This window comes from Bifidobacterium sp. WK012_4_13 (assembly GCF_041080835.1).
GTDB classification, from domain to species: Bacteria; Actinomycetota; Actinomycetes; order Actinomycetales; family Bifidobacteriaceae; genus Bombiscardovia; species Bombiscardovia fermentum.
In genome coordinates, this window is the sequence record NZ_CP129683.1 from 212,727 (window position 1) to 239,275 (window position 26,549).

Genomic DNA, 26,549 nt, shown 5'->3' on the forward strand with positions numbered 1-26,549 from the left:
TCGCGTTCCTTAAATCACGTCTGCCATCGGTACAAGGAGTGTGGCGACCGGCGAATCACAGAAGCAACGATTATCCAGAGAAAAACGAACGGGAGACTATGATGAAATATCGATATTTAGGCACGACGGGAGTACAGGTAAGCGCACTGTGCCTAGGAACCATGATGTTCGGGGCATGGGGCAAGACCAGCCAGACTGATGTGTCGAGGATCGTGGATGCGGCTTTTGACTCTGGCATCAACTTCATGGACACGGCTGATATCTACTCGCATGGCCAGTCTGAGGAGATGTTGGGTACCGCCTTGAAGGGGAAGCGGGATCAGGTGGTGCTCGCCACGAAGTTCTTCATGCCGATGAGTGAAGACCCTAATGAACGGGGTGGTTCGCGCCGGTGGATTATGCGTGAGGTTGAGCAATCCCTGAAACGCCTGCAGACCGATCACATTGACCTGTATCAGATGCACAGGCCGAGCTCGGATACGGATATCGACGAAACGCTGGGGGCATTGACCGATCTCATCCATCAGGGGAAGGTGCTGTATGCTGGTTCTTCGTCATTTGCAGCCTCACAGATCGTCGAGGCGCAATGGGCCTCTCAGCGTAATAGGCATGCACGCTTCGTGACCGAGCAACCCCCATATTCGTTGCTTGTCAGGGGGATTGAGCAGGATGTGCTACCGACCATTCGTCGTTATGGGATGGGGAGTCTCTCATACAGCCCTCTTGATGGAGGTTGGCTTTCGGGAAAATGGCGGAAGAACTCAGCTTCTGCGCCGACCTCCTCGGCACGCCCGAGTGCCCGGTTCGATATGAGTTCCAAGGATAATCTGCGCAAGCTGGACATGGTTGAACGGTTGGCGCAGCTTGCAGAAGAATCCCACATGACATTGATTGAGATGGCCATAGCGTTTGTTATCAATCATCCTGGAATAACCGCGGCGATAGTGGGCCCCAGAACGCTGGAACAGCTCAATTCCTACATGCCTGCCGTGGATGTCACATTGTCTGATGAGATTCTGGATCGCATAGATGACATCGTGAAACCCGGTGTGACCGTGAATCCTGATGACAACAGCTATGGGGATCACGAGCTTACGGCAACCGAGCGCAGAAGGTAAGTCGGGAAAACTCCATGAGGATGCAATACGCACAGGTTTAGGTGCGGGTGAGGTCCCTCGAATAAGTCTGGGGATCGAAAATCGGAGTAATGAGATATTCGCGGAATCCGAGTCTCGACTGCGTTTCAAGTACGCGATTTTTCAGGAAGGATATGACATGAAGGCTGCATTTATGTATGGTGCGGGGGATGTTCGCATCGAGGAAATTGACAAGCCGGTGATTATGCGCGATACCGATGCCATCGTGCGAATGGTTCGGGCATGTGTCTGTGGTTCGGATCTGCATCCATACAGATCAATGCCGAAGTCGGATCAAGGTGTGCCGATGGGCCACGAATTGATTGGTATCGTCGAGGAAACGGGTTCCGCGGTTTCAACGGTGACAGCAGGTGATTTCGTCATCGCACCTTTCGCCTTTCAAGACAATACCTGCGTCTTCTGCCGTGAGGGCATGCAAACCGCGTGCATTCACGGAGGATGGTATGGCACACCAGAAACAGGCGGGCTGCAAGCGGAATATGCCCGCATTCCGCTAGCCGACGGCAGCTTGGTGAAAGTTCCTGACGTTGACCCCGATACCGCTCCTGCGGACCTGCTCGCATCGCTATTGACACTTTCCGATGTGTATCTCACGGGATATCACGGAGCGTTCATGGGAGAAGTGACCTCAGAGAAAACGGTGACGGTGATCGGTGACGGCGCAGTAGGTTTGTCCGCTGTCCTGGCATCAAGACAACTCGGTGCGCAGCGCATCATATTGATGGGCAGACATCAAAACCGCACTGATCTTGGCAAGGAATTTGGTGCCACTGATGTTGTCCCGGAGCGTGGAGACGAAGGAATCGCCCATGTTCTCGACCTTACTGGTGGTGAAGGAACGCATGTGGTCATCGAAGCGGTCGGTTTGATGCCTGCCTACCTGCAGGCATGCGGTGTGATCCGTCCTGGCGGCATGATCAGCCGTATCGGCGTTCCTCAATATGAGGAGGCACCAATCGGGTTTGGCTCCTTGTTCGGTAAGAATGCTCGTTTGGCAGGCGGGCCTGCGCCAGTTCGTGCGTACATAGAGGAAGCGATTCCCAAGGTTCTTAATGCAGAGATTCACCCAGGGAAGGTCTTTGACGAGACCCTTGGACTCGATGAGGTCGCGAAGGGCTATGGAGACATGAATGACCGGCAGGCATTAAAAGTGATGATCAGACCCTGAAGGTGCCGATGGGTGTTACGTATCGGCTGTACACAGGCATCAAGATTGCAAGTACGGAACAATCCTGCAAAAGGTCGGCTGTGAATATCTGCACGATGTGTTGCATCTGACATCTTCCAACAGATTGCATGGCCGTATGCGATTTCAGGCGGCTGCATGTCCAGGGGTGACTGGCTTCTGGTGTACAGGGTTGACGAGCAGGTCATTGTTGTATGGCGCCAGACCGAACTGGATCGTCTGCTCGACGAGATTCGTGAGCGGAAAGTTCTGACGTGCGGAAGCTCGACAGATTGGGTAGGCATGTGCAACCTCGTGGATCTCGTGAGTCTCCTGCAGAGAAGGGAAATGGGTTCCGGAAATCATGGACATAGCAGGTCCGTGCTGCGTGCTTATCAAGAATGTGCTCGTCGCATGACGCAGGTTCGAACGTTATCTGAGCTGCTCTTGCGCCACCTCAGGTTCTAGTACGACGGGCCAGAACAGTGTAATCAGACAGCCCTATGCACTGGCATGTTTTGAAAAGCTACGCATAACACCTTTTCATGACGGTTTCATGCATGTGAATCTCGCGGACTCCCAATCAAGCGTTTCCGTTGCGCAGCAGAGCCGCTAGCCACACCGAGTGTTGCGCAACGAGTGGAATGACAGTATTCCATGTCGCTCTCATGATGAGACGGAGTAGCCGGGCATCAATGCCGGTCCTCGTAATTGCAATGAAAAGGACCAACCATTAGTGGCTGGCCCTTTTGAATTCGTGGAGCTGCCGGGAATTCGAAAAGAGTGTAGTCAGTACTTAGAAGTACTGATAAAGCGGTACTGTCATTGTTCTTTACCACTCCAAATAACACATCAATATAGTGAAGTAATCGCTAGTTTGTAATCGTATGGAATCAACCGTTGAATGGCTGATATGACTGGCCGAGGAGGCGTCGTTTATATGGGGAGGATTTATGATTATTCTTGTTGAGAGCTTGGTGAGGAGTGGAAAGGTGAGCCGTCCATGCCAGAGAAGGGTGAGAGGGGTAATGCGTTGATAGGGGAGTGAGGATTGCGTCCGTAAACTCCCCATTATAGTAAAGATCATGCGCCGTATGTAGAAGCATTGGAAGATTGCTTGGCGAAGACCTCCATTCACAATATCGCGCTGACGGGAAACTAAAGCACTCCGGCCTGTTTCAAGCCTCGATTATCGAAGTAGACAAGAGTCCAAGCAATGGTCATCGTTGATTTGGGGTTTGCTGCAATGTTGGTTGACTTTGGGTCTGGTCGGATATGGTGGTCCGATCGGGAAGGAGCCAATGATGGCAACCACGTATAAGGATCGGTTCCGATCACCAATATCATCAAACCTGACATTTCGGGGCAAACGGACAGCCATTCAAGGAACATGTGTGCCAGAATAGGACTTATTGCCAAACATTGATTGATGGACGGGTATCAATGCGGTTCAGTCCGGTCGTGCGTTCTCTTGCTGTCGCCAAAGGGAATGATCGATATCGTCACCGATCTGATGGTGACGATTATTGATCTTGACATATTTGCGTCTGTGAGATGGCATATAGGTGCGAGAATCCATAAGCAGGCCAAGTCGCCATCCAACTAGACCTGCTTCACGGGGTTACAGCGTTACAAGTCAGTCAGCCCTGTTCATGTTCCATCCAGTAGTCAAGAGCCTTTAAAGGCTGTGCTTCGTAATGCTCTTTGAATTCTTGGACCGCATTCTGATCGTCATGCTCTGACAGGCGCATGTACATCGTGGTGAGAGGCATCTCGCCCGTGAGTTTCACATCGATGACTGACGGCTTGTCTGCGGCTTTGGCTGCGGCGAATGCGGCCTTGGCCTCTTCCTTGGTATGTACCGTGAAACCGAGCGCACCATAGCCTTCACCCACCTTCGCCCAATCCGTATCGATCAGGTCGACGCCCGAAAGCGGCTGATGTGAATCGTCACGCTGTTCGGCTTCAATGAAACCGAGCGTCTGGTTGGAGAATACGACATTGATGACCGGCGTGCCGTACTTGACCTGCGCGAGGACCTCTTCGGAAAGCATGGCGAAGCCACCGTCGCCGCTCAGACTGTAGACCGTCGAATCAGGGTATTCGAGCTTTGCTGCAAGGGCTGCGGGTACGGCGAATCCCATCGTCGCGTGCTTGCCGGATGTCGCCCACTTGTTGGTGGGCTGCAAATGCGAGAGCCTGGCGAAATTGATGTTGATGTTGCCGACGTCAATCATGAAGATATCGTTCGGATCGGTCTGCGCGTTGATGACGTCGAAAATCGGTTCAGGCCGCAGTGGCACGCGATCATCGTTGTTGAAGGATGCAATCCAGTCCTCCCAATTGCGCTTATTGGCCAGGCAGGCTCGGTAGAAAGCCGTTCCCGGCAGTTCCTCTCCCGCGTCGATCATCTCGCGCAAGGTGAGTTTCGCATCGGCCTGAATTGCCACAGCCATGCGGTCTTGCAGACGCTTGCCAAGCTTCTCGGAATCATTGTCGATTTGGATGATACGAGCCTGCGGACCGACGAGTTTGGACGCAAAAGGATTGTCGTTGCCAACCCAGACAATCACATCAGCGACCTGGCTGGCCTCGCTGGCGGGCTTGGTGGCAACTCTTCCTGATGATCCAAGGAATGCAGGGTATGTGTCTTCCACCACGCCCTTGCTCGGATGCGTGGAAACCATCGGCATCTTGAATTTCTCCGACATTTCGATGAGTTCGTCGTGAGCGGTGCTGGCTCCCATGCCGAAATACAGCAGGGGTGCTTTGGCTTCGGCGATCAGCTTCACTGCCTGATCAACGAGGTCTGGATGCGGCTGCAACGGCAGCGGCTTGCGGAAGTTCTTCGCAGACGCGACGGGCTGCCATTCGATGGGAGCCCACGCCAGATCCTTCGGAATAGTGATGACTGAAACGCCACGATGCTTGTACGCCTGTCGTATGGCCTCGTCGATGAGTGCGGGAAGACCCTCGGCATTCGTCGCTGTGCGGTTGAATACGGCGACATCATCGAAAATAGGCTCTTCGTCCATGGCTTGGAAGAAGTCAATGTTCATGAAGGCTTGAGGAACCTGTCCGACAAGTGCCAACACGGGAACGTGGTCCTCACGAGCATCATAGAGACCGTTGAGCAGATGCACGGCACCTGGCCCTGACGAACCGAAGCAGACGCCGATGCGTCCGGTGAGCTTCGCTTCGGCGGACGCGGCTATCGCGCCTGCTTCTTCGTGACGGACCTGTACGAAATCGATGCGCTCTCGCTCATTGTGCAAAGCGTTCATCATCGAGTCGAACGAGCCTCCGGGAAGCCCGTATATTCTGGGAACTCCCCACTGCTCGATGACCTTGAGAGCTGCATCGCCAGCATTGATTGTTGAAGACATCATCGTCTACCTCCATGTAGTGTTTATGCTCGACCGACATGCTGTGCACGTCATGTGCATCAGTGATTTCGACCGCTTAGGGCAGCATATTACGCGAGCATTGAAATAGTCAGAAAGTCAGCTGTAAGCAAGGTACGAAGTTGTGTGAGCAACATCACTTTCATCATTATGGTGATAGAAATTGGTGCCGAGCCTCTGAAGCGATTGCCTGATATGGTGAGAAGCGCACATTCGTCAGACAATGCTCGGCAAGGATGCCACGCAGTTCGGCTGCATCACAAGTGCCGCACAGTATGTCCGTGGCAGGCAGCCGACTTACGCAGGTGCTCAGCATTTTCAACAGCAATGACATACGCATCCACACCCATGCCAGCATGTCTCGTAGCAGCCACCACGGTGGGGCCGTCTGATTCGGCTCCTTCTGACCTTCTCACCAGCTCATCGCCTCTCGGCTACCATTACAGCCGGTGGCCGGCATGGATCCGCCCGTGCACCGAGCATGGCATCATCCGATTCATGAGCAGGAAGGGCTGTTCCCTGGACAATCCAGCCGCCTCAACCATCTCCAAGAAAACATCCGCAGCCCCCACCTCCGTTGATGGTGATGTAAACCAAGGTGATTTCCATGCGGCGGTTGTTATAGAAGTCCGTGTACTGATGAATCACGGTTTCCAGTTTGCTCGTGGTGATCACTCTTCGTGTCGCCGGCCTGATTTGGCACACCTTGGAACGCTACATCGATCCGAGCATTGTTTTTGACCTGACGCTGCCGCCTGACAACACTTTGGATAGATGATACAGGATATGAACGGATCCAAGGACGCTGTCACAGATGGCAACGATGAGAGCAATCGTTTGGTCATTCAAGTTGGTGTGATGGCCTTGGAGCAGTATTCCATTCGTGCAGCAACACATCCAGTGAGCCTTCCAGTCTTTGGCAAGATCTTTTTCACGAGTTGATCGATTCGGTCTCTTGCATGCTGAGATTTGCAGACAAGACGACATAAGCCTCATCCGATCAGCGTCTTCGTCAGCTTCGCTGCACCATCCTCGTCGAGATCATAGGTGTCGCTGACCTTTCCATGCTCGATGGTGATGTTACGGTCGCAGGCGGCCACGGCGAATTCCGGGTCATGAGTGATGACGACAATGGATCGGCCCTGCGCTGCAATATTGCGGATAAGCCTGGAGACCTGACGCATGTGCTTCATGTCTAGTCCACTGGTGGGCTCGTCAAATATTATAATTCGAGCAGAAGCCTGCTGGAGAGATGGTGCTGTGAACGCCGCCACCGAACAAGTCTTCGGCCACCTCAAGGACGAGTTCTACAATGGGCGCAGCTTCGACTCATAAGCTCAATTCAAACAGAAGCTCGTCAGCTATGTCACGTACTGGAACACCAAGCGACGACAGAAACAAATACAGGGACACACCCCGGAAGAATACCGGAGCATGTGCCTCGCCACATAGCCCTCCCTAAATAAACAACATCCAACAAACGGGGCGCAGTTCAAAACCGCCTAAAACCCATTTTACACATAGCGTCTAAAAAGACCGAAAACGTCTACTCCCACAACAAAAAAGGCCACCCCGAACGGAGTGACCTTTTTCATATTGGTGGAGCTGCCGGGAATTGAACCCGGGTCCGATGACCGTACCCTCAGTCTTCTACGTGCTTAGTCTGCTGGCCTTGTGGCAATTTTTCTGCTCTCAATGATGTCGCAGACAACCATTGACGGGCATATTCACAGTAAAAGTCCCCGAATCACCCTGTGGCGCGATGATTCAAGCAAGTCTTCTCAATGACGCTCAGCATCCCCGCGAAGACGAAGGGGAGTGAACGGAGCAGCTGCTCACTGTTTGATCCTGGCGCGAAGCTCAGGCAGCGAGAGCGAACTCAGTGCGATTAGATTTAGCACTTGTTCTTTGCGGGAGGACATTAACGAGTGGACCCCCGCGTTCTCGGCACGCTTCCCTGCGACGAACAGGTCACCGTCGAAACCGATCAGCCCCAATATTCAATTATCAAACCCCGACCTATTTCGTCGGACATTCAACTATACAACATAATCGCGCTGAATATTCCCGAACGACGCTTCGAGCCGAAAATCTCTCGGAACAGGGCATGCTCATGGGATATCTCGGGCGCAATGGGCTCCAAAGGATGGCACGCTTTGCGAAACAAACCAAGTCCGCTCACTGCCTACGCACACCGCATGCGAAGATGCTTTCCAAGAAGCGGCGACTTCTTGCAGCATATGTCTGCTTCGGCACTTCGAAAATCCCTCGGCAATCTGAACCAACCCCGTTTCATCCATGGCCAAGCCGGTTTCATCGATCTTTCGACCTGGGTATGACTGACCCGCCGTCTTCTCGGGTTTCCATGAAAATCCAAAAGGACGGCGGGTCGGCAGATGCCTGATCGAGGAATGCACGTGACAGTGCACGAATCAGTGCTGCATGTCAGGGACAGAGCCACGATGATCAGAACAGACTGATGTCATTCCTTGTCGTCAGTGTATCCGCTTTCAGCGAGGAAATCGGGCATGACAGCCGGGTACTCCGGCCATGCGCCGCTTTGCGTGCAGACGAACGCCGCGGCGTTCACCGCTGCGCGGTGTGCGGCATGCAGGCTCTCGCCTTTCAGGATGTTGATGGTGAAGGTGCCAGAGAAGCAGTCACCGGCGCCGACGGTATCCGCAACCTTCACATGTGGCGTCGGAATCGTCGATGTTTCACCGGTCCGGCTGGTGATCGTGCTGAATTCGGCACCCGCCGTCAGAATGATGTAATCAAGGTGGAACTCGCGCAGGAACCAGTCGCATGCTTCCTCGTTCGACGTTCCGCGGATTCCGAACATGTCTTGCAGCAGCAGGAGTTCTGCGTCATTGATCTTGAACACGGTCGCGTAGGTGAGCATCTCGTGGATGAGTTCCTTGGAGTAGTGGTCGCCACGCAGGTTCACGTCGAAGAACTTCAGGGTGCCCGGAGCCGTGTGCTTCAGCAGCTCGACGATGGTGTCGTGCGACTCCTGGCTGCGCAGGCCGAGAGTGCCGAAGCAGACCGCATCCGCCTTGGAGACCGTGTCAATCAGCTGACGCGTGTAGAGCAGATGGTCCCATGCGACATTCTTGACGATGGTGTATTCGGGAATTCCGTTCTTCAGACTGACCTCAACGGTGCTCGTCGGCCATGCGTTACGCTGAACGATCGATTTCACGCCGCTTTGCTTCAATGCCTCGATCAGTTCGTCGCCGAGTTCATCCTCGCCGACGGCGCTGATCGCATATCCCTCTGCACCGTTCTTCGTTGCATGGTAGCTGAAGTTCACGGGTGCGCCACCTGCACGCTTGCCGCTTGGAAGCATGTCCCACAGCAGTTCGCCCAGGCTGAGCGCGATTGGTTTCGTCATTGTTGTTCCTTTCGTGGGGATTGACCTTGCTGATTTTCAGGGTTGAAAATCATCGTTTTGGCGTATCCATTCCTTCGACGAATCTGGATGGGTTGCGCAAAAATTGATTTGTCGCGACGGCGGCGGCTCCGGTAAGCGTCGCATCGGTGGGAAGATCCGACAGCACGATGCTTGTGCTGTCCATCAGTTCGGGAAGAACCCGCTCTGCGACGATTCGCTTGACCTCATCGAGCATTGTCTGACCGGCCTGCGAGAGGATGTCGCCGATGATGATCTGTCTGGGATTGTACCCATTGATGATGTTGACGCAGCCGTAAGCAATGTATCTGGATATCTCGCGAACCACCCGCTGCGCCTTTGCACTGCCGGCGCTGGACTTCACGAACAGACGTTTGCACGCCTCGCGGGGGAGCAGGGTCTCGACATGCTCCACGATGCCCCGATTCTCGGGCTTCAGAAGCATTTCCTTGACCGCGCGCGTCGAGCAGTAGCATTCAAGACACCCGAAGTTGCCGCATTCACAGGGCTTTCCGTCAACGTCGATGCTGATATGGCCGATTTCGGTCGCCGTTCCTCGTGAGCCGCAAATCAGCGCTCCGCCGTCGATGACTCCCATGCCGACGCCTTCGCCAATCAGATAGTAGGCGAGAGAGTTGCCGTCGATCTGCGAACCGAACAGACTCTGTGCCAGAGCGCCGGAGCGGGCGTCATGCTCGATGAATGTGGGCACTGCGAAGGCATCGTGGAATTCACGGAGAAAATTGACCTTTTCCCACATCTGCATCGTCGTGACCGAGGCGATGCGTCCTTCGTCGGAGAGATAGGGGCCAGGAACCGCCATGCCGACAGCCACTATCGACCCATTGCGTGCGATGGTCTCGTTTATGTATTGTTTCAGGTTCATGACGGCATCGACGACGTCATTGTTGTGTATCGGGGGAAAGTCATGGATCTCCTTGCAGCTGCCACTCAGATCGAATATTCCAATCTGCACGAGGCTGCGTGCGAACTTCACTGCGATGACCTGATATCTTGCATTGTTGAGCCTGAGACCGATGGAGCGACGATTCAGAGCGCCTTCCAGATCTCCGGTTTCGCTGATCACTCCATATTCAATGAGCCGAGCGGTGATCTTGGTTATGGCCGCTGCCGTCAGTCCGGTCGCCTTTGCGATCTGTGCCCGTGAGCTGATGCCATGATGAAACAGGAAATTGATGATTCTTGAGCGATTCAGTTCCGACATTGACGAGGGAGTGCCTTCTGAGGCGGATTGCTTCATTGCAGACTCCTTCAACATGTAGACGGCGGTGTCACGGTGCGCACATATGAGATATATATTAACTGAGTTAATACAAAAATGTACATCGGCGTGTCGGGGCAACCCATCACGGGGAGCCCAGAGGCGGACGGGGCGGCTTCAGTGCCTTGCCTTGACCCGTGAGAGCCATCATATGCCGTCGATTCAGAGCATCGTTGGACAGTCATCACAGATTAATACGTGCAGAGGCCGCCATATCAGCGGCGCACTCAGACAACCGCATGTTCATAGTTCATGGGCAAAGAGAGCTCGATTATCGCCGTTGCGGGAGTTTTCCTCGAATTCACGAATGTAGGCAAGTCGTTCCACCGTGGTTTTCGCAAGGGGTTCCGGTAAGGCTTCGGCATCGAACCATCCAACCTGCAGACTTTCCTCATCACCGACGAAGGGAACTGAATTGCCACCATCGCGCAGTTCGCAGATGAACAGGTGATCCATGTATTGGGTCTGGTCTCCATTGGCATAGGTGAGCATGAGCTTCGAGGATTTCACGCATGCGAGAGTTTTCGGAATCACGTCGACGCCGGTCTCTTCCCTGACCTCGCGAATCACGGTGTCGGCAGCCTCCTCACCGGGTTCGTTGATTCCATAGACGAGCGCCCATTCGCCTGTGTCGCTGCGTCGGCCGAGAAGAATCCTGCCGTTCCTGTCCTGGACATAGGCGGTTATCCCGACGAGCCACAACGGGTCGTGACCTATCTTTTCCCTCAGCTTCAGCACGAAGTTCGGCGTTCCCATGTTGATTCCTCCCTGACAAGGCCACATGGCCGCAGCTATGGTTGCAACCCTTATGGCCGCAACCCTGACGATTCCTTACTTCAAACACCCTCCCGCGCCTCAGCAGATGCGGAAAGTCAAGTTTTGGGCACTTGCTGAAGTAGCAGCGTTCGAAATCGGCTTGGATTCGACCGCCATAATCCCCTTTTTGCGGGTCTGTACTTCAGCGAGTGCCCAAAACTCGAATTCCTAGTTCTTCGAAGCCTGCTGCGTCATCCACTGCTCGACTTCGTCGACATGCTTGGGAATGTCAGACGAAAGCCATTCCGGACCGGTCTTGGTCATCAGGACATCGTCCTCGATGCGAATGCCGATGCCGCGATATTCAGGCGGCACGAGCATGTCATTGTCCTTGAAATACAGCCCAGGCTCGATGGTGAAGATCATCCCTGGCGTTATCGGAGCCTCCTGATACGACTCGTAGCGTGCCTGCGCGCAATCATGCACATCCAGACCCAGATGGTGGGCGCATCCGCATGCATGCCAACGCCTGTGCTGCTGTCCTTCGGGGCTGAGCGCCTCGTCGACGCTGACGCGCAGAATGCCCCATTCATGCAGCGCCTCAGCCAGGACTCTCATCACGGCATGGTGGATGCTCGAATAGGTGGCGCCTGGCTTCGCCGCATCGAACCCTGCCTGCTGGGCATTCAGGACCGTCTCATACAGTCTGCGCTGCAAGGGCGTGAACCTTCCGGATACGGGGAACGTTCTGGTGATGTCGGCCGTATACAGGCTTGTCACTTCGACGCCTGCGTCGATCAGCAGCAGATCTCCGGAAGACACTTCGCCCGTGTTGCGCATCCAATGCAGGATCGGAGCGTTGCTGCCGGATGCCACGATGGTGTCGTAGCCGACGTCGTTGCCTTCCTCGCGTGCCACGGCGTTGAATGCGCCTTCCAGCTTGCGTTCCGAACGTGGTGTGTCCCTGACCTGGGGCAGTCGGGTGAGCATTCGGTCAAAGCCGTCCTTCGTCGCGGCGATCGCCTTGCGCATCTCGCTGACCTCGTATGCATCCTTGAGCATGCGTGCCTCGGCGGAGAACTCGTGGAGCTTGCCGTCGAGCTCTTGATTATCGTCAGGGTCGCCGAAGCCATGGGAGCGACGTATGGACTGCACAAGATTGGTGACCTGCGCATCCGCCTCTCTCACGACGCGCAGACGCACTGCCCCCTGCTCCGTGCCGACGTCCTTGGACAGGGCATCGGAAAGCTGGGCGATGTCATGCGTCTCTATGCCGGTCATCGTTTCAAGCTCATCGATGCCTGCACGCGGACCCACCCAGTATTCGCCATATTGCGATGAACGGTAATAGTCCTCGGTGCCCTGATCCGCCCGCGGATGCACGAACAGCTCGGGAACATGGGTCTTCCCTGCCTCCGCGTCTGGGGAGCCGGGTGCCACAGGGTTCAATACCAGGACGGCGCCAGGCTCAAGATCCTCGCCGAGACCCGTGTAATAGGCGAATGTCGTGTCTGGGCGGAAGGCGTAATCGCAGTCGTTGTTGCGTACCTTTGGCGTCCCCGCAGGAATGACGATGCGGTCTCCTGGAAACCTGCGCCCCAATGAGTCAAGCCGTCGGGGGGTGAATCTGCTCGATTCCATCGGAGCGACCTTCGCATCCTCCTTGCCCCATCCGGTGGTCATGAAGCTCTTGAAGTCAGGGGAGACCGGGCTCAGAGTCCTATTATTGATACGATTCTCAATGCTTGGACTGTCACCTTCCTCCATGGATTCACTCGCTTCACTGAAAGACTTGGCATTCACATTGTCCACTTCCGTCATAACGCTCCTTCGGCCGCCTGGGCCCAATACGCTTCCCGATACCGGTATCGATACCATCCTACTCACCCAGAGGAATCCTCGGGTATCATCCTTCGCCTACAATGGTCGAGTGGCCCTGATCGGGGAAGAACGAAATAGAAGGCGCGACTTGTCATTAGAAGAACCAAACAAAGGCGGAGAAAGTCTGCAGGACGTCCAGCGACTGATCATGCAACGCCCTCCGGAGCATAACACCACCAATCTCAACCTGGACCGGATGAACATGATCCTTGACCTGCTGGGGCATCCGGAAAGGTCCTTCCGCATCGTTCACATCACCGGTACCAACGGCAAGGGGTCAACGGCCCGCATGGTCGAAGCCCTGGTCCGGGCATACGGTCTGAGCACTGGCCTATACACCTCCCCGCACCTTCAGAAGATCAACGAACGCATCTGCGTGAACGGACAGCAGCTTTCCGACAACCGATTCATCGATGTCTACAATCAGGTCAAGGACTTCATCGACATCGTGGATCGGGAGTCGGTCAGACGCGGTGGACCGAAGATGAGCTTCTTCGAGGTTCTCACCGCAATGGCAATCTGGTCCTTCGCCGATGCGCCCGTGGACGTGGCCATCGTCGAAGTAGGCATGGGTGGCCTTTGGGATGCGACGAACGTCCTCGACGGGGATGTCTCCATCATCGGTCCCGTCGACATGGATCACATGCAGTGGCTTGGCAATACCGTCGAGGAGATCGCCACGGAAAAGGCGGGCATCATAAAGAAGGATGCGACGGTCGTCGTCGGCCCGCAGCCGCATGCGGAAAAGGTCATGCCGATCATCGAGGCCGCGTTCGCGAGGAACAAGGCCCATGACTTGATCCGAGACGGAGTGGAGATGAGCGTGGAATCGCGCATTCCTGCGGTCGGTGGCCAGGTGGCCACTCTGGTGACTCCCAATGGACGCTATGAGCAGGTTCCCATCGCCAAATTCGGCAGACATCAGGCTCACAATGCCTTGGAGGCGCTCGCCGCGGCGGAGGTCGTCCTTCCGGTCAATGGTGCTCTTGACGGCGATCTGGTCGCAGAGGCACTTGGCAGTGTGAAGATTCCAGGAAGGATAGAGCAGATTCGCAACTCTCCGACGATCATCCTTGATGGCGGTCATAACGTGAATGCCGCCCAGGCGCTCAGGGAGGCGATTGAGGAAAGCTATCACTTCGAACAGCTTGTCGGTGTGGTCGCCATGATGAAGGACAAGCAGGTCGAGGAGTTCCTCGGCGTGCTCGAACCGCTCCTCAGCCAGATTGTGGTGACCGAGAATTCGTGGCGTGACCGTGTCATGTCCGCCGAGGATCTTGAGAAGATCGCGGTCGGGGTCTTCGGACGTGATCGGGTCATCAGGGAGGATTCCCTCACCGATGCGATTCAGACAGCCGTCGACCTGGTCGACAGCGAAGATGAGCTCGGGGTCGGCTATGGGCGTGGAGTGCTGATATGTGGCAGCTTCGTCACTGCAGGCGACGCGCGCATCCTGCTGAAGGAACACGACAATCCCGATTTGAAGAAGCCAAAGTCGGAGAGGGCGTAATGTACCTGAAGGATCTGAGTCTACGAGGTTTCAAATCCTTCGCATCGGCGACCACACTGCGCTTCGAGCCGGGAATCACGGCGGTGGTCGGACCGAATGGGTCTGGAAAGTCGAACATCGTCGATGCCCTCGCCTGGGTGATGGGGGAGCAGGGCGCGAAGACCCTTCGAGGCACCTCGATGGAGGACGTGATCTTCGCGGGAACGTCCTCGCGCCCGCCACTCGGACGGGCACAGGTGAGCCTGACGATTGACAACACCGATCATGCGCTCGATATCGACTATTCCGAAGTCACCATAACGCGTGCCATTTTTCGCAACGGTGGCTCCGAATATGCGATCAACGGAACATCCTGCCGGCTGCTGGACATTCAGGAGCTGCTGAGTGACACCGGTCTCGGTTCGCAGATGCATGTCATCATCGGCCAGGGCAGACTGGATTCGATATTGCGCGCGGATCCAGCCGGGCATCGTGCCTTCATAGAGGAGGCGGCAGGAATCCTCAAGCATCGCAAGAGGAAGGAAAGGGCGCTTCGCAAGCTCGCCAACACCGAGACGAATCTATCCCGCCTTGACGATCTGCTGAGTGAGATTCACCGACAGCTTGGGCCCTTGGGACGTCAGGCACGAATCTCCAAGCGCGCGGACGGCATTCAGATAACCCTGCGCGATGCACGGTCACGGCTTCTGGCGGAGGACGCGGTCACGCTCGGATCCCGACGTGACCAGGTGCGTGCCGACTTGACCGGCGCTCGTGCCGAGCTGCTCACTCGGCAGAGGGAGCTGGTCGGCATCAAGACTCGGATTGAGCAGATCGAGGGTCTGAGCACAGCCTCGAGTCCTGAAATGCGAAAGCTCAACGATGGCTTCAACGAACTCACGAGAGTGCAGGAGCGTCTCCGTTCTCTCAAGGTCCTCGCCCAGGAGCGCGCCGAATCCGCGAAGGGCAGGATGCAGACGGCTGCCGGAGACGACCCTCGCATGCTGCTCAGTCGCGCAAGCGAGATTGATGCGCAGCTCGAGTCACAGCTACATGTCGTCGACGAGCTGCGATTGGAATATGACCGGACGACCGAGGAGAGGGCTGGCTTTGAGAAGCGCCTGGCGTCCGTCCGCCAGACCTTGAACGAACTGAGGCAATCGACTCAGCAGCGTGAGCGTCAGCTTTCCAGACTGCGCGAGTTGATCGCGAAGGAGCAGTCGGCGCTTCAGCTTTCGCAGAGCCGTGCCAGGGACTTTGAAGGGCAGACCGGCGATCTTCGAAGACAGCTCACTGACATAGAGACGCAGCATGCCCAAATCTCCGCGCAGGGCGAGAGCATGCATGATGAGGACATCGACGCTCGTCTGGCACAGGCGCAGGCGGCATATGAGGCCATCGGCATGAGACTGAACGAGGCGAACGAGCGTCAGCGAGATGTGAATGGACGGATTATTTCACTACAGGCCAAGGCAGATGCGCTGAACGACACCTTGGAGAGTCGGAATGCCTCGGGAGCGTTGGAAAAGGATGACTCCATCGATGTGCTGGGGAAATTGGCCGATTTCATCCGCATCGAAGCGGGCTGGGAAGAACCAGTTGCCCATGCCCTGGACGCATTTGCGAATGCCGTGATCGTACCGAATTCGGAGCAGATTGACAGCGCGTTGAGACGCTCCCGCAATAATCGTCTCGGCAAGGCCGTGCTGCTTTCTCCGAGCCCTGATCATGGACATGACAGGCACGTCGAACTGAAGTCAAGGAAGCCCGTCGGACCTGATTCCGCATCCTTTACGTCGCTTGCCGAATGCGTTTCCGTAAGGGAGACGAATGACAACGAAAGCCAAATTTCACTTGGTATTGTAAGATCCATCGATGTGCTGCTGGGCGACGTCGCCGCCGTGGAGTCGCTCGATCAGGCGAGGGCTGCGATCGGGCATGGCTGGCGGCAGGCTGTGACCGTCGATGGGGACGTCGTCAACGCCGTCGGCGCATCTGGGGGTTCCTCGCTTTCACAGAGTGACTTGTCACTGGTTTCCAGACGTGACGCTGCGTTGCAGCAGGTCGCTGAGCTTGGTGAGACTCTCGAAGGTCTCACAGCTTCGGTGGGACAGCTGGGCGAGGAACACCGCACGGCACGGGAGACGCTGGAATCGTTGAGGACGGAGCGTGCGGAAGCTCAGCTCAGGTTGAAGCAGATGCGTGCTTCGATGAATGATCTGAAGCATCGAATCGCGCAGTTCGAACAACGGATTCAGCAGTCCGATGCGAAGGAAGCTCAGGCAGGGGACGATGCGCGCAATCATTCGATCAAGCTTGACGATCTGCAGGAGGCGCTGAAGGAGGCCGAAGGTTCATCCTCTGAACAGACCAGCTTCGACGAGCTTGACCGGCGGGAAAAGTCCCTGGACGAATCCCTCACGAAGACTCGTGAGCAGGAGGTAGAGGCCAAGATTGCATGGAACGATGCGGTTTCAAAATCGGAATCGTTGAAGAGGCAGTCCGGAATGCTGCGCGATGAGGCGAAATCTGCGTCTGAGCGTCGAGCACGGATAGAGCAGCGCAACGTGTCTTTGAGAAAGCAGTCCGAGCGGGCGCAGACCGTCTCTCTTGCGACGCAGCAGGTCATCGACCTTGTCGAGGCTGCCATAGCACATGCCCAGCAGAGGCGCGATACCTTGCAATCCGAAGCGTCGCAGCATGACGCGCAGCTGAAGGCTCTGCGCACGCAACGTGATGAGAGGGAGCCTGAGGTCGCAAGGCTGCAGGATCAGGAGCATTCATTCGACATAGAGCGTGAACGCCTGGCGACTCAATTCGGTCAGCTTTCGCAAAAGGTTTCGGATGAGTTGGGCATGAATCTCACCGAGTTGGTCGACGGATTCGGTCCTGACATGCCGATCCCTGTGCTCGATGAAACCGGCAAGCCTGAACTGCTTGAGGGCGTGGATGACGATGCTGGCCCTGATGGGAAATCACGGCACAATGACGATGATGAGACCGGCACCTTGAGCTCCGAGCGTGTCAGGACGGTTCCATATTCACGCGAGCAGCAGCAGGCGAGACTTGAAAAGGCGAGGCGCGACCTGGCGAAGCTTGGCAAGGTGAATCCTCTTGCCGCCGAGGAATTTGAATCCTTGGAATCGCGCAATGCCTTCCTCAACAGTCAGCGCAATGATGTCACTCAGTCACGCGATGATCTGCTGAGTCTCGTCCGCGATCTCGATTCGACCATGATGGATGTCTTCAGGACGGCATTCGATGACACCGCGCAGGCCTTCGAGAAGGTTTTCAGCACACTGTTCCCAGGAGGCACAGGGCGTCTGCGGCTTGAAGATCCAGATGACTTGCTGCATACGGGAGTGATCGTGGAGGCAAGCCCTGCCGGAAAGCGCGTAAGACAGCTTTCGCTGCTTTCCGGGGGCGAGCGTTCGCTCACGGCCCTTGCTCTTCTGTTCGCGATCTTCACCGCTCGTCCAAGCCCGTTCTATGTGATGGACGAGGTCGAGGCGGCCTTGGACGATGTGAATCTGACCCGTCTGCTCAATGCGCTTCAGGATCTGCGCTCCCATGCGCAGCTGATAGTGATCACGCACCAGCAGCGCACGATGAGCATCGCTGATGCCCTATATGGGATCACGATGCGAGATGACGGCGTCACCGCAGTCGTTTCGCAGAGAATGGGCAAGTGAAGTGATCCTGAGAAGGATGCCTCGAACGTTTGCTGAATTCACTCAGCCTCTGAATTCTCCCAGCCTCTGAATTCCTTCAACCTCTGAACTTCTGAGAACCGAGATTCCGAGTTTTGCGGCAATTCCTAGGTATGCACGTGATAATTTGGCTTGATGCCAACGCCGTTTCAGTGCATTCCGGCACCTGATACTTGGAAATTGCCGCAAAACTCGGAATCTCGATTAAAACTGTCAGTTTTCTCGCAGTTTCTTGGCCTGTCTGACGGTTTCCTCGGCCAGAACGGCCTGCGCATCGACGATGGGGAGTTCCGGCATCGGAAAAGCTTCGTTCAGGACTGAAAGTTCCGTGCATCCAAGGATGACGATATCGCAATGATGGCCGGTGAGCATCGCATCGAGAGCCTCCGCATAGCGTTGTCTGTCCAGATCTCCGGTTTCCTTGACATCGTGATATATCAGATAGCTGATTTTCTCCTGGGTGGCCGCGTCCGGCTGCACGAACTGATATCCGGCAGCCTTGACGGCGGTGCTGTATATTCCTGAGACCAAGCTGCCTCGGGTGCCCATGAAAGCGACTCGGGGATGGCCGGACGCAGGGTAGCGCGATGACATTTCGGCAATCGTCACCTTCGGCATATGAATGATCGGCACTGGCGTGAGTGCCTGCAGATCATCGAAGAAGTAGTGCGCCGTGTTGCAGGGGAGTGTGATGAACGATGCGCCCATGGCCGTAGCCTTGCGAATGTCATCCGCGATGCAGGGGAAAGGGCTGTCGGCGCTGTTTCCCAGAATGAATTCCGTTCTGTCGGGAACGCTTGCATCGTTGAAGACGACGTAATCCAGGAATTCCTGATCCTCATGCGCATGAGTCTGCTCATCGACGAGACGAATGTAGCTTTCGGTGGCGAGCGTGCCCATGCCGCCAATCACTGCGAAGAAGTTTTTCATGATTTGTCCGCCTTCTTGATGAAATACCTGCTGTAACCCTTCTTGTAGATATTGAACATATGCCTGATGAGCAGCCAGCGCAAGGGGTTCATGTCCTTCGAATATTCGAGGGTGGAGCCCCAGTTGCCGCTCTTTATCATGGAAAGTGCCGTCTGCTTGTCGGAATTATCGGCAACGTAGGTCCTGAAGATGGACCGAGGTATCTCGAGCCAGAGCTTGTCGCCTCGTCCGAAGACCGTCTTGCCATCGAAGGCGCTGTCTTCGACCAGGTCGTCGACGAAGTATCTGGCAAGGTTGAACCCGTTCAAAGTGACGAAATAGCTGCTGCGTCCCTGCCGGAGATTTATCTCGAAGAGTTTGTATGTCTGGTCGCGGACATCGAATTTCATATCGAAGTTCGCGACGCCCTCATAGCCTATCCCTTCGAGGAAGGCCGCGATCCGGCGAAAGACTTCCTCATCATAGTCGGGGAGTATCGCCGCATAGTTTCCAACCGCGACAGGTGTCGGATCCTCGAGCAATGGGTGGCCCAGAAACATCATGCGGACCCGATGGTGCTGATCGACATAGGCATTCAGCACGCGCATGCGGTCATCGCCGCCGGGAATGAAGTCCTGAATGACCATCTCCGATGTGTAGCCTGCCTTGTACGACTTTTGAATCAGACTTTCGAGCTCTTCGGGAGTGTCGATTATGAAGGCCTTCTTGCGCCCCTCGAACTCTATCCCGAGCCATTCCACACTGTTCGCCGGCTTCATCGCGACCGGGAATCCAAACGGCAGATTCCTGTAATCGCCTCTGGCGACGGCCTCCCTGTCGAATGTCGCAGTGCGCGGATGAGGCAGCTTGAATTCCTCGCAAATCCTGTAGAAGCTGCTCTTGTAGCTCAGCCGCCTGCTCAGTGCATCATCGAGAGTGTTGTACACGAAGTACTTGCGCAGCTCGTCGCCGCATTGGCTCAGAAGATCCGCATACACGTCGCTGCAAGGGATAAGCAGTGCGACGGTGTCTGGATTCCTGGCCTTGAATGACGATCCAAGCTCGAGCATGTATCGCTTGAAGGCATCCAACTCGTCAAAGTCCGGAACGATCGTGACGTCCACGATCCGACTGTATCTGGTTGGGGCCAGCTGGAAATGCGCGTAGGCCTTCGACACGATGCCATACTGTTCATGGAAGGCGCGTGCCATGCCATACACGTTGATGTCGCTGCCCAGAAGAAATGGCTGGACCTGCTTCATGATGGCCCTCAATTCTCTTCGCGTCGGTCGGCGTCGACGAGAAGACGCTCCACAGCGCTATCGTCGCCCTCATATGGCTTGTGCCGACCGGTGTCCTTGATCCAGCGTTCCTCACCCTTGCCGATGATGAGAATGACGTTGAGGCCATCCGTGCGTTCCCTGCATTCATCGATCGCGGCGGCGATCGCTTCGGTCCGTCCCATGACGATGCCGGCCTTGACGTCGGGGTCACTTACATACGAGAGCATCTGCCTGCATATGTCCACGTGCGGCTCTGTGTCGGTGTCCTCTTCCGTGAAGATGAACCTGGCTATTCGATGCTGGGCAGCCTCGACGATTTCCCTTCGGCGGTCGTATGCCTTGTTTCCCGCCGAACCCGTCACCAAGGTGATGTGCGGATGCCACGCACCGTACTTATGGTCGACGAAATCGAGCAGCGCGGTGACGCTGGCGAAATTGTGCGCGTAGTCGACGTATGCGACCGTGTTTCCCGACGAGAAGCGTTCCATTCTTCCCTGTATCCTGACCTGTTCCAAGGCGTGCAGCGCTTCGCTTTCCTGAGGGATTCCAAGATGCAGTGCGATGGCGATGGCTGCTGCGGCATTGGCTGCGTTGAACGCGCCTTCTATGGAAAGTTCGAAGTCGCCGATCTTGGTAAGCGAGGCATGGGATACGAGGACCGAGTATTTTTCGGTTTCCTCGTCGGATGAGGGAACCGCGAAGACCGTCGTGAGCCCGGTCCCGTTCGATGATCGCAGCGCGCTGGAGCCAGTGCTGGAGTCAGCGCTAGGGTCAGCGCTAGGGTCACAGGCCGACTCTTCCAAGGCGAATTCCGACACCGTGGTGGAGGCTGCCTTGGCGTCCTCCCGTATCAGATCGGCATGGGCGCAGTCGCTGCCAAGTACCAGATGCGATGAATTCCTGACTATCTGTCGCTTGCAGAACAGGTAGTCCTCGAATGTGGGATGCTCGATGGGACTGATATGGTCCGGCGAGATGTTAAGGAATGCGCCGACATCGAAGTGGAGCCCATACACCCGGTCAACCTTGTAGGCCTGTGACGAAACCTCCATGACGAGATATCGCATGCCATTGTCCAATGCGGCTCTCATCATGCGGAACAGGTCCAGCGATTCGGGAGTGGTCAGATCAGATTCCTGATAGTGCACGCCGTCCAGACAGTTGTCGACTGAGGAGAACAGCGCGGCCTTCTTGCCGCTGAATGCATTGAGAATGCTCTGCACGAAATAGGCTGTGGTCGTTTTGCCCTTGGTCCCGGTGATGCCCACGATCGTCATGCTGTCCTGTGGCCTCGAGAAGAATTCCGCAGCGAGCAGACTCATGGCCTTGCGCACGTCGTTCACGATGATGCCGACCGCCCTCGTTCTGTCTGCATATGGCGTTTCGGCCACATAGGCGGACAAGCCGCTGGCATCGATCCCATCGAGGAATTCAGCGCGGAAACGGCCCTTGCAAAACAGCAGACCGCCTGACTCTACCTTGCGCGTGTCATACGTGATGTCAGTGAAGTTGGTGTCTGCGCCTTCGAACGAATAGGGGTCCAGAGTCCACCGGTCTTCTCCGATGAGTTCCCGCAGCAGGCCGTTGCGTTCCAGAAGCTGAGTTGCAGAAGCCAAGGTTAGAGCCATAACAATATTCCTTCAATCTCTTTCAGTCATCGTGCCTGAGATGCGGCATCGCTCGGTGACACCGCATCCAGCCGAACGGGTCAATCACATCGCCATGCGTCCCTCGAAGCGCATGGCCGCATTCCGTGCCCTCCCAACCATCCTAGCTGTGGATGGGCGGTTTGGGGCAATGGCGATGGAGCAAGCCGCAGAAGCATTGCAAGTCTACAACGCCAAACGTGATGTGAGTGTGACTATTCGAACCAGCCGTCGTGGATGGGTCGCCGACCCTTGGATGTCAGCCACTGGTTGAACGATTCCTTCCACACGCGATGGGCATGCTGCTGCCAGACCATCAGTTCGCCGACGGTCAGACGGCCAATCTGTGGATAGAGCGTCGTCATGGGCTGAATGAGGTCAACAGCCGCGACGGTGTCGGCCGTTGCATTGTGGAAGTCCCCATCAGGCTCCACGCCATAGTATTCGGTCGTGTAGCCGAGGGTTCGCTTCCCGCTGCGATGCGAGACGGCACGGTCGATCACCAGTGGATCGACGATCAGAATCCCGTCGCCACCCATCCGTGATTCGAGGCTTTCCAGCTTCCATTGTCCCAGGTCATGCTGCAGCATGGCCACATCGAAGGGTGCGTTGTATGCCAGCAAAGGAATGTTCGCAAGCTGCGCGGTTGCGATCACCTTCGCTATTCTTTCGAGGGCGTCCTGAGGTTCCATTCCGTGCTCTTGCAGGTATGCGTCGGTGAAGCCGTTGACCCTGCTGGCACCCGGGCTCATCTTCCTATGCGGGTTGATTATCCATTCGCCCATCACATCCTTGGAATGACCGAGTCCGGGATTCCTGAGAACCAGCGTTGCCGAGACGATGGCATCGCTACCAGGTCGGGCACCTGTCGTCTCCGTATCGAATCCGAGAAGCAAGGACTGTGACAGCGGTGTTTCACTGTCTTGCTGCGGTCCTGATTGCAATGTCTCCAGGAGCCGCTCACTTTGCGCCATATCGTTCATATCCGTAATTGTGCGTTTCGACACGGACACTCCGAAGCCCTGCCTTATTCATTGGCAATGGCACAATGGAGATGTGGTGGATCAGACGGGGCTCAAGGAACGAGAACAGGAAAAGGAGCGTCTGCGGGAAAGACGCAGACGCTTCGAGGAACTAGCCATGCCTGCGGTCAATGCGCTCTATAGGCAGGCGATGAAGCTCACCAACAACCCGGACGATGCACAGGATCTGGTCCAGGACACCTTCGAACGAGGATTCAAGGCCTTCGACCGATTCGAGATTGGCAGCAACTTCGAGGCGTGGATGACCACGATCGAGCGCAATGCATTCTTCAATCAATATCAGAAGGCAAAGCGCAGACCGAAGCGTGCCAACGATTCCACGGGTGAATATGATGACTGGGACATCTATTCCGCGTCTGGCCATTCCTCCGAAGGACTCAAATCCGCGGAGCAGGAATATCTTGAGAACTTTGCGCCGAAGGAGATCATGGCCGCATTGCAAAAGCTCAGTCCCGAACGCCGCAAGGTGTTCATAGACGCGGCCATCGATGGCAAGAGCTACAGCCAGGTCGCCGAGGAGGAGGGAATCAAGATCGGCACCGTCATGAGCCGCCTGAATAGGGCACGCGCCCAATTGAAGGAGGAATTGTCCGTCTACGCGAGCGAGCGTGGATATGGCAATCGAGGGTCTGCAGGCACCAAGCCGGTCGACCGTGGCTATTCCCGTACCGCTGACAGCAATAATTCACCGACCGCGAATGCAAAAGACATGGGCGGCGATACAGTTGGAGCAGTGAAGTGACGATAGCGACAAAGGCCTTCGTGACCTGGCCTTCGGTGAGGATTTCACCGCACATCAACGAAAGGGGCGGATATGAGTCGTCGTATTGAGCACACGAAACACGTATCGTTGACCCGAGATTCTGATGGACGGCTGATTCAGACGAGCATCGAGGTCACCAAGGTGAGCTCATCCTCGCAATGCTTCGATCCGAGTACGTGCTGCGATGCCCAGGAACAGGCGCTCATCGAGGTGCTGAGGGATTATCTTCGGCCTCAGGTGGCTCCGCAATGCCTGCTTCGCAGATTGCACCATTTTATGAATGAGACCACCATGAATGAGACCACCATGAATGAGACGACCATGGATGAGACCACTTCGGATCTCAAGCATGACGATGGTCGCCAGAGTCGCTGACAGGGCTCTTGGATAGCGGCCATGCCACGAGCAGGGTCACTCCTTCGTTCTCAGTAACGTTCAGAGCAGCATTCCGAGCAGCGTTGCGCGAAACCTGAGTCTGGATATATGAGTTTGATACATGTGTCTGATCATAGGTTCGATGCATACGCCCGGATAAAGAAAAATCCCTGACATCACCTCTCAGACTGCTGCATGCAGTGTCATGAGAGACGGTGCCAGGGATCGTGATTTCGCTAAAAATCAGGCATTTGGCCTTTTGCCGTGGTTAGCGGCTTTCTTGCGACGATCTTTGCGCTTACGTCCACGCATGCCCATGATGGACTCCTTTACTCCATTGCGAATAAGCCTGATGAATTATCCCACATCGTAGAGACCAATTCAAATCATGCTCAGGCATGTCATGCCGATACATGCTCCGCATGATAGCGAAGGGTGGTCTCATAGCACTCGCGCGCCCTGATGGATACGAGATCGCGACCGGTTCTGAATGCGTTGGCATATGCGGTCATTGGTTCGACCGCGACTCCTGCCGGATGAGACTCTGCGGGGAATCCAGTCCCGGTGCAGACCTGCCAGGCGTTGATGGTGGCATCGCCCGTGAGATGAACCGCTATTCCATCAGGACGGGTGAATACGGCGGTCGATGAACCATCCTCGGCCCGGTCGAGGTCGGTCCAGGCATCGTCGAAGCTCCTGCCCCTGAGCGACGTGGCTTCGCGTATGTCATATGCCGTATGCTCGACTGATTCCTCCCCTTGGGGCAGCAGACGATCCTTGCTTGCGATCACATGGGCATTCCCCGGAACACGCAATGAGCAGAGTGCGTTGTCCGCCTCGATCTCGTCGTTGCCGTAACCGCTGCGGCCATTGGAAAGCCACGGATGCATGCCGAATGCCCATGGAGCGTCGCACTCGCCCAGATTCGTGGCCGTGCAGGTCATGGCAAGGCCATCATCGTCAAGGGAGTATGTCACGGTGACCAGCACATCGAAGGGATAGCCGATTATGGCCGGTGTGCGCCATGTCAGCGTCACGGAGGTGTCCGTAAGCGATTTCAGGTCCCACATATAGCGGTATCCGAGACCATGCAGGGCGGTCTGCCGATCGCGCTCATCGATGGGGAGTGCGTGATCCGTGCCTTCGAAGCTGTATTCGCCGTCCTCCAGGCGATTGGGGAATGGTACGAGAACATAGCCATTGCAGCAGGGGATGGTCCTGTTCGGGTCATATGACACTACGATGTCATGCCCTTCGAAGGTGAGGGCGCGCAGACCGGCACCGAGTTCGGCGATGGTGGCGGAGTATGGACCGGACGAAATCGAATACTGCTGACCTGTTATCGGCCTGCGACGAGCGGCTGCCCGCTCCAGCGCCTTCGCCTCTGCCTTTCGTGGTTCCGTTCGCGTCGTGCTGTTCGATGTGTTCGCTATGTTCATTGCCTGCTCCCATGGTCAAGAAATGTGTCCGTGCATACGACGCCTGCGGCTGCCGATCTTTCATGGCATGCGGACGTAGCTGCCGGTGACTGGCGTGTCCGAGGAATCCTCATCGATCGTCGAATGTTCGCCGTCGATGACAATACTACCCATTCTCCGTCAAGTGATTCCTACCATGTCCCGATTTCGGCGGAACTCGCCTTGAGAATCCGCAGCAGCTCCCTGGGATCGATGACTATGTCGAATCCACGCTTCCCGCCGGATACGAGAATCTCAGGATAGGCGAGGGCGCTGCTGTCCAGAACGGTGCGGTGTCTGACCCTCTGCCCAAGCGGCGATATGCCTCCGAGCACATAGCCGGTTTCGCGCTGCGCCTGCTTTGGATCCGCCATGCCTGCCTTCTTGGCTCCCACGGCTGATGCCAGCGCCTTCATATCCAGGTGTCCGCTGACGGGAACGATGCCGACGACTCGTTCCGCTCCTGTGTCGGCAAGCAGCGTCTTGAAGATGCGTTTGGGGTCCAAACCCAGTTTTTCGGCGGCCTCGATGCCATAGCCATCGTCCATGTGTTCGCTTGAATGCTCATATTCGACGGTACGGAATTCGATCCCAGCCCTTTCGAGCTCGATGGTCGCAGGGGTCGAAGCCCTTCCGGTGGTCTTCTTGGATTTTCTGCTCACGCACACCATCATAGATTCATGGCTGCGCTGAGGGAATGTTACGTAGGGATATGCAGTTTGCATGGACGAAACCTCGCGTTCGCGAAGCTGTGGGTATTGTTTGCACTACCCGCGCGATGCGGCTGCCCTTATCAAGGGGCATGGGCAATTCAACG

At 55.9% G+C, this 26,549-nt stretch carries 20 protein-coding genes, 1 other RNA gene and 1 pseudogene; 7 read left to right on the forward strand and 15 right to left on the reverse strand.

What is annotated here, in order from left to right; genetic code table 11:
• The first annotated feature begins 98 nt into the window (after positions 1-98).
• Complete coding sequence (locus tag QN062_RS00845; protein ID WP_369341761.1) at positions 99-1,118, forward strand: aldo/keto reductase; 1,020 nt, start codon at positions 99-101, stop codon at positions 1,116-1,118.
• Between the two features lie 157 nt (positions 1,119-1,275).
• Positions 1,276-2,325: an alcohol dehydrogenase catalytic domain-containing protein gene (locus tag QN062_RS00850; RefSeq protein WP_369341762.1), complete on the forward strand. Its 1,050-nt coding sequence runs from the start codon at positions 1,276-1,278 to the stop codon at positions 2,323-2,325.
• Positions 2,326-2,469: 144 nt separating this feature from the next.
• Here the strand turns inward: QN062_RS00850 and QN062_RS00855 are convergent, their stop codons facing one another.
• The 3 genes from QN062_RS00855 to QN062_RS00865 all read right to left on the reverse strand — a co-directional run bounded on the left by QN062_RS00855 (position 2,470) and on the right by QN062_RS00865 (position 6,919).
• Positions 2,470-2,694, reverse strand: a complete 225-nt coding sequence (locus QN062_RS00855; protein ID WP_369341763.1) for a hypothetical protein — start codon at positions 2,692-2,694, stop codon at positions 2,470-2,472.
• Between the two features lie 1,268 nt (positions 2,695-3,962).
• The gene (gene spxB / locus QN062_RS00860; RefSeq protein WP_369341764.1) at positions 3,963-5,711 is read right to left on the reverse strand and encodes a pyruvate oxidase; all 1,749 of its coding nucleotides are present in this window, start codon (positions 5,709-5,711) and stop codon (positions 3,963-3,965) included.
• A 1,007-nt stretch (positions 5,712-6,718) separates the two neighbouring features.
• Positions 6,719-6,919: a hypothetical protein gene (locus tag QN062_RS00865; RefSeq protein WP_404984563.1), complete on the reverse strand. Its 201-nt coding sequence runs from the start codon at positions 6,917-6,919 to the stop codon at positions 6,719-6,721.
• A 70-nt stretch (positions 6,920-6,989) separates the two neighbouring features.
• Here QN062_RS00865 and QN062_RS00870 point away from each other — a divergent pair.
• Positions 6,990-7,178, forward strand: a pseudogene (locus tag QN062_RS00870) (IS3 family transposase); the annotation flags it as partial.
• Between the two features lie 145 nt (positions 7,179-7,323).
• On the opposite strand, the gene ssrA reads toward QN062_RS00870, so the two are convergent.
• The 5 genes from ssrA to QN062_RS00895 form a co-directional block, all read right to left on the reverse strand.
• Positions 7,324-7,721, reverse strand: a transfer-messenger RNA (tmRNA) gene (ssrA, locus tag QN062_RS00875).
• A 487-nt stretch (positions 7,722-8,208) separates the two neighbouring features.
• Positions 8,209-9,120: a carbohydrate kinase gene (locus tag QN062_RS00880; RefSeq protein ID WP_369341766.1), complete on the reverse strand. Its 912-nt coding sequence runs from the start codon at positions 9,118-9,120 to the stop codon at positions 8,209-8,211.
• Between the two features lie 49 nt (positions 9,121-9,169).
• Positions 9,170-10,399 (reverse strand): ROK family transcriptional regulator, encoded by a 1,230-nt coding sequence (locus QN062_RS00885; protein WP_369341767.1) that lies wholly within the window; start codon positions 10,397-10,399, stop codon positions 9,170-9,172.
• Between the two features lie 264 nt (positions 10,400-10,663).
• A complete protein-coding gene (locus tag QN062_RS00890; protein ID WP_369341768.1) occupies positions 10,664-11,176 on the reverse strand; it encodes an NUDIX domain-containing protein in 513 nt (170 codons plus the stop codon).
• Positions 11,177-11,404: 228 nt separating this feature from the next.
• Positions 11,405-12,943: an aminopeptidase P family protein gene (locus tag QN062_RS00895; RefSeq protein WP_369342482.1), complete on the reverse strand. Its 1,539-nt coding sequence runs from the start codon at positions 12,941-12,943 to the stop codon at positions 11,405-11,407.
• A 202-nt stretch (positions 12,944-13,145) separates the two neighbouring features.
• Between QN062_RS00895 and QN062_RS00900 the strand changes: the two genes are divergently transcribed.
• Both QN062_RS00900 and smc read left to right on the forward strand, forming a co-directional pair.
• Positions 13,146-14,567, forward strand: a complete 1,422-nt coding sequence (locus tag QN062_RS00900; protein WP_369341769.1) for a folylpolyglutamate synthase/dihydrofolate synthase family protein — start codon at positions 13,146-13,148, stop codon at positions 14,565-14,567.
• Complete coding sequence (gene smc / locus QN062_RS00905; protein ID WP_369341770.1) at positions 14,567-18,238, forward strand: chromosome segregation protein SMC; 3,672 nt, start codon at positions 14,567-14,569, stop codon at positions 18,236-18,238. The genes QN062_RS00900 and smc overlap by 1 nt, the downstream gene beginning before the upstream one ends.
• 231 nt (positions 18,239-18,469) lie before the next feature.
• Here smc and QN062_RS00910 read toward each other — a convergent pair whose 3' ends face one another.
• From QN062_RS00910 to QN062_RS00925, 4 genes are all read right to left on the reverse strand, one after another.
• Positions 18,470-19,189, reverse strand: a complete 720-nt coding sequence (locus tag QN062_RS00910) for an aspartate/glutamate racemase family protein (RefSeq protein ID WP_369342483.1) — start codon at positions 19,187-19,189, stop codon at positions 18,470-18,472.
• A complete protein-coding gene (locus tag QN062_RS00915) occupies positions 19,183-20,427 on the reverse strand; it encodes a carboxylate--amine ligase (RefSeq protein WP_369341771.1) in 1,245 nt (414 codons plus the stop codon). Before QN062_RS00915 ends, QN062_RS00910 begins: the two co-directional genes overlap by 7 nt.
• Before the next feature lie 8 nt (positions 20,428-20,435).
• Positions 20,436-22,076 carry a UDP-N-acetylmuramoyl-L-alanyl-D-glutamate--2,6-diaminopimelate ligase gene (locus QN062_RS00920; protein WP_369341772.1) on the reverse strand — a complete coding sequence of 547 codons (1,641 nt, stop codon included), beginning with the start codon at positions 22,074-22,076 and terminating at the stop codon, positions 20,436-20,438.
• Positions 22,077-22,309: 233 nt separating this feature from the next.
• Entirely contained in the window at positions 22,310-23,068 is a 759-nt protein-coding gene (locus QN062_RS00925; protein ID WP_369341773.1) for an exonuclease domain-containing protein, read from the reverse strand.
• 166 nt (positions 23,069-23,234) lie between these two features.
• Between QN062_RS00925 and QN062_RS00930 the strand changes: the two genes are divergently transcribed.
• Both QN062_RS00930 and QN062_RS00935 read left to right on the forward strand, forming a co-directional pair.
• A complete protein-coding gene (locus QN062_RS00930; RefSeq protein ID WP_369342484.1) occupies positions 23,235-23,879 on the forward strand; it encodes a sigma-70 family RNA polymerase sigma factor in 645 nt (214 codons plus the stop codon).
• Between the two features lie 72 nt (positions 23,880-23,951).
• Positions 23,952-24,275, forward strand: coding sequence for a hypothetical protein (locus QN062_RS00935; RefSeq protein ID WP_369341774.1), 324 nt, complete (start codon positions 23,952-23,954; stop codon positions 24,273-24,275).
• 243 nt (positions 24,276-24,518) lie between these two features.
• On the opposite strand, the gene QN062_RS10065 is transcribed toward QN062_RS00935, so the two are convergent.
• The 3 genes from QN062_RS10065 to ybaK all read right to left on the reverse strand — a co-directional run bounded on the left by QN062_RS10065 (position 24,519) and on the right by ybaK (position 26,394).
• A complete protein-coding gene (locus tag QN062_RS10065; protein ID WP_003817083.1) occupies positions 24,519-24,593 on the reverse strand; it encodes a 50S ribosomal protein bL37 in 75 nt (24 codons plus the stop codon).
• A gap of 83 nt (positions 24,594-24,676) precedes the next feature.
• The gene (locus tag QN062_RS00940) at positions 24,677-25,714 is read right to left on the reverse strand and encodes an aldose 1-epimerase family protein (RefSeq protein ID WP_369341775.1); all 1,038 of its coding nucleotides are present in this window, start codon (positions 25,712-25,714) and stop codon (positions 24,677-24,679) included.
• A 170-nt stretch (positions 25,715-25,884) separates the two neighbouring features.
• Positions 25,885-26,394, reverse strand: coding sequence for a Cys-tRNA(Pro) deacylase (ybaK, locus tag QN062_RS00945; protein WP_369341776.1), 510 nt, complete (start codon positions 26,392-26,394; stop codon positions 25,885-25,887).
• Positions 26,395-26,549: the final 155 nt, after the last annotated feature.